Below are 4,238 nucleotides of genomic sequence, written 5' to 3'. Positions count from 1 at the left end.
AAGAATGCCGGATCCAGACTGATGACGGCTTTTTCCTGGCTGGTGGCGTGTTCCATAGCATAACTGGTGAATTCGATCCGCTGGATTTTCTCGATAGGAACCGCATAGCTGTTGTCTGTCTGTTCTACCAGATTTTCCTGCTGTCTGTAGTGGTAGAAGCCGTTGGCGAGTTCGATCAATTGCATATCCTGCGGGGAATGCATGCACCGCAATATGCTATCATAAATGCATTGAAATTCGATCAATTGCTTATCCTGCGGGGAAAGCACGTGCTCGCTGTCCGTCTCCTGAGTTGCAGGAGTGTACCCGGTGTCCTTTTGCAGATTTGTGATGTTTTTCATAAAAAAGTTCCTTTCTTTTGGCGGGGAAATCCGCTTGGGGCGGATTTCCGGTAGTCCATTGTTTCTGTTATTATTATACCACGGTTAGGTGCAGGGAAATACAAAGGGTTCAAAAAACGGAACAGGCGCTGACCCCAAAAGAAACAGGGACACCGTGCATGGTGTCCCTGAGTGGTCTGGGTTCTGTTTTTTCTTTTTACCGTCTGCTTCTGAAATCATAACCGGCCGGGACAGCAGCCGGACGGGGCTTTGCCGGACGGGGTGCTGACAGGAGGATTTTGTACAGCGTCCGCACCACTTCCTCCATGGACAGTGCCCTGTGGGGATCCGGCTCCATCATCTCAATCACCAGCTTCGACAGCTCCCTGCTGGGGCTGTACTGCGGCTCTTTCAGTCTGCCGTTCAAGTCGACAGAGAGCTTTTGATTGTTGAGGATGGTGTAGCAGATGACGCCGAGGGAGTAGGTGTCCAGCCGCAGGGCAATCTCCCGTGGGAGATCTGCCACGTTGTGTGTTTTCAGATACGGCGACGCATAGGCTGCCGTTCCACTGTAGGAGATCTGGGTGAGCCCCCGCATTCCCTTTTGAATCTGTACTGCCCGGGAGACATTGAAGTCCGCAAGGCATGCCCGCAGGGCGTTCTGATCTGGATAGAGATAGATGTTGTCCGGCTTCAGATCCCGGTGGAGGATTCCATTCTTGTGGAGCTGGAGAATTGCCTCGGCAATATCGAGAAACATGGCGCACGCCTGCTGTACGGTGAGCCGGCGAATCTTTCCGCTTTCCACCAGACTCGCCAGGTACGTCTGATAGGACAGCCCCACCGGCGTGAGCATCATGAGTCTGATATTGGTGGTATGGCGGGGATTTTTGCGGGCCTCCCGAATGGCACGCTGAATCTCAGGAATAGGGGTGTGCGCTTTCAGAGGCAGCACGCCGGCCACCCGGCTGCGCTTCATGGCATAGTAAAGCTCGATCTCCCGCAGGAAGTTTTCCGCTGCGGTCACCGGATTTCCCCCGTTGATACTTGCGTGGGAAAGGTCTGCGATCTTGCAGGCGTAGTGCGGGCGACTCCGGTAGATAAGCGCTTCCAGACCGTGCGGTCTTTCGGTGACATCGTAGACCGTGGCGAATCCCCCGAATCCCAGCAGACCGTGGCAGCGGTAGCCGCTAATGCTGGCACGGCCGGAGATATGGATGTCGCCGTAATTGTCGCCGGCGGGGTCACCGACGGGCAGCATTTTTTGGTACTCAGATTTGCCGGGGTACACCTCCCGCAGATATTGGACATAGCTGATCTTGCTCATGGTTCCGCCTCCTTTACGACTGACCGCTGAGGTCGCAGAACTGGAACGCACCGGTTGCGGCGCTGTAAGTCATCAGACTGTTTTGCAGGAACGGACTGATCTGGACGAAGAACTCACTGGGGCGCTGGATGATGCCGTTTTTCAGCAGCTCCTCGGCGGTGAACTCCTGTGCCGGTTCCGCAGCGGGCATGGCGGGTTTTTCCGGCTTGTCCGGAGCGGGCATCTCCTCCGTTTTCTCTGTCTTTATCTCCATGGGGATGGGTGCAGGCGCAGGCTCGCTTTCGGGCGCTTCCTCCTGCTTCGGCTGATACAGCGTGGACGCAATGCGCACGGTGTTGGGATTTTCCAGCCCTACAGCGATGATGGATACGTCATCGTGTCCCCCCTGCTGGAACGTGTTGACGAGCACGTCCGCCTCGGTCTGTGCTGCTTCTCCGGCGTTGATGGCGGTGAGCCCCACCAGCTTCTTGACCTCCTCTTCGTAGGTATCCTCCAGCAGCGCCTTTGCGCCGTCTGTGAACAGCACAAAGCCCGCCTTGTCCTGCACTCTGCCACGCACAATGGCCATGAGCGCATCCGCATCTTTATTATTGGCAAATACGGTTCTCGTGGCCTGCATGAATGGATTGTACGGCTTCAGCAGCACCTCCGGCTTGTTCAGGTTCTCATCGAGAACCAAAGCGCTGCAGTCCCCGATGGAGATGCCCACATAGTCGCCGGTGATCTTGCTCACCACCAGCAGGAGCAGGGTTGCCTTCAGCAGGTTATAGGGCAGCTTGGTGTCCATGTATACATCATCGATCACGCTCAGGAACGCCGACTTCAGGGTGTTGTCGTCGGTGCTCCAGACATCTCTGGTCTTGGCGAACTTCACGGAAGCTTCGCAGCTTGCCTGAGAAGCCGCCTTTGCTCCGGCGCTTTCGGAGCAGCCGTCGCTGACGGCCACCACCATGATGCTGTCGTTTTCGAATTTGATGATGGAGTCCTCGTTGTCCTGCGAACGGACTGCGTGATACTGTCCCGCCATGGACTGTGCGGTTACGTGGATTGTAGGAATATGGCTGCCGGTTACGGCAGATGTGCTGTGTGTCAATTTCATAAGAAAAGCTCCTTTCAAACGCACGGATAGATGCATGCCAGACGTTCCAGTGTGCGCCGGGTCAGCATTGCGGAATCGACGTGTTCCAGCCCTGTGCTGGTGTTGGGATACAGGACGCTGTGATAGACGATGGCAGCGTCCTCCAGCAGGCTGGAGGGTACTTTGCCGGCATCGTCTGCGATGGCCTCCACGGGATCCTGAACGTGATCCAGGGAGGTGCCGGTGAAAGCTGCCCATGGGATGATAAAATCGCTGGAGATGGCCGTGTCGCCCTTGGCAGCGGCAAAGGTCACCTCCGGCGTGCCGGTTCCGTGGAACAGCAGCACCCGGTCGGGGTCGAAATATTCGTGCGCCTTCCAGTCCAGCAGGCGCAGTGTCAGCTGTACCTGCTGTGCGGTGGTCAGCTTGTGCTGGACAGATGCCAGTGTGCCCAGCAGGTTCTGGGCGTGGAATGCTTCCGGCAGGAGTGTGCCGCACGGCTCGCCGTCCTGTTCCAGCTTCCGGTAGAGGGGTTCGCCCGTTACGGAGCAGCTGGTGGTATCCACGCACAGAATGCGCCCGTTCTCCGCTGCATACATATGCTCGCACAGGAACTGGTCCAGCAGATAGGTGGTGCCGTCTGCGGTGACAAAGGTATTCTCCGCCAGCGCAATGCTCTCGGAGATCGCCTTCGCCTCCAGCTTGCCGCCGCAGAACACGCCCACTTTGTGGTCGGCCTCCGACTGTGTCTGGTTCATTGCCAGCAGAAATTCCGCCACAGGGCGGTTTTCTGTGACCACGATGCAGTGGCTGCTGGCGAGGATCTGGAATACCGTTTCCAGAAACGGCTGCAGCTTGCTGGAGCTTGCCTCCAAAATGCGCTCCGCCGGCACATCGGCGAAGGGGAACTTCTGCGGGACAGAACTGCTGTCGGACAGAATGGTGGCGTATCTGAGGATTTTTTCAACGTTCATGTTAAGACTCCTTTCTTTCGTGAGAGGGCTTCTTGGGCTGAGGAACACGGCAATCACTGTCTTTTCCGCCGTCAGTCAGAATTTTTTTCTGGATCCGGCTCGGTTCCCGGTGTGTTCCGTAGGAAGTGCTGCTGTTTTTTCCGCCGAGGTGAAAGAGATCTTTCACCTTGTCAGACACGAGGAATGCAATTGCTGCAATCAGTGCCAGGACGATGAGAATGACAATAACAGTTACCATAAGTAACTTTCTCCTTTCCGGCTTTGCGCCGTGACGGAGCGTTTGTTCCGCATCTGTGTTCCGTGCGAAACAGACGCTTGCGGTTTTGCCTGAAACGATGTTTCATGGCTCTGCATGGTTCCCTCGATTGGGAACAAGTATATTGTACCAAAGAATACCGGCGGGAAAATGGGGAGGTTCAAAAAAGTGCGTCGCAGGACACATCAGAGTAGGAACAATTACAAAGCGCATCGTGCGGAAACAAAAAGAAACGAGGTCGTTTGATTCGTCAGGCTGATCCAACTGAGCGCAGTTGGCGAGG

The 4,238-nt window shown here is 55.9% G+C and carries 6 protein-coding genes; all 6 read right to left on the bottom strand.

Going from position 1 to position 4,238, the window contains the following annotated elements:
• Window positions 1–341, bottom strand: a 341-nt coding sequence (locus QZL66_RS03660; RefSeq protein WP_293601824.1) for a hypothetical protein, incomplete at its 3' end; no start/stop codon positions are given.
• 196 nt (window positions 342–537) lie between these two features.
• Window positions 538–1,647 carry a protein kinase domain-containing protein gene (locus QZL66_RS03655; protein WP_022410400.1) on the bottom strand — a complete coding sequence of 370 codons (1,110 nt, stop codon included), beginning with the start codon at window positions 1,645–1,647 and terminating at the stop codon, window positions 538–540.
• Window positions 1,648–1,660: 13 nt separating this feature from the next.
• The gene (locus tag QZL66_RS03650) at window positions 1,661–2,746 is read right to left on the bottom strand and encodes a protein phosphatase 2C domain-containing protein (RefSeq protein WP_022410399.1); all 1,086 of its coding nucleotides are present in this window, start codon (window positions 2,744–2,746) and stop codon (window positions 1,661–1,663) included.
• Between the two features lie 14 nt (window positions 2,747–2,760).
• Window positions 2,761–3,699, bottom strand: a complete 939-nt coding sequence (locus tag QZL66_RS03645) for a hypothetical protein (protein WP_022410398.1) — start codon at window positions 3,697–3,699, stop codon at window positions 2,761–2,763.
• A 1-nt stretch (window position 3,700) separates the two neighbouring features.
• Complete coding sequence (locus QZL66_RS03640) at window positions 3,701–3,937, bottom strand: hypothetical protein (RefSeq protein ID WP_022410397.1); 237 nt, start codon at window positions 3,935–3,937, stop codon at window positions 3,701–3,703.
• A 102-nt stretch (window positions 3,938–4,039) separates the two neighbouring features.
• Window positions 4,040–4,238 (bottom strand): hypothetical protein (locus QZL66_RS03635; protein WP_293601823.1); only part of this gene is annotated, 199 nt, incomplete at its 5' end.

This window comes from Ruminococcus sp. CAG:330 (assembly GCF_000437175.1).
Taxonomy (GTDB): domain Bacteria; phylum Bacillota; class Clostridia; order Oscillospirales; family Ruminococcaceae; genus Ruminococcus_C.
The sequence above is the reverse complement of the archived record's forward strand: the minus strand, read 5'-3'. Positions and strand labels throughout refer to the sequence as shown.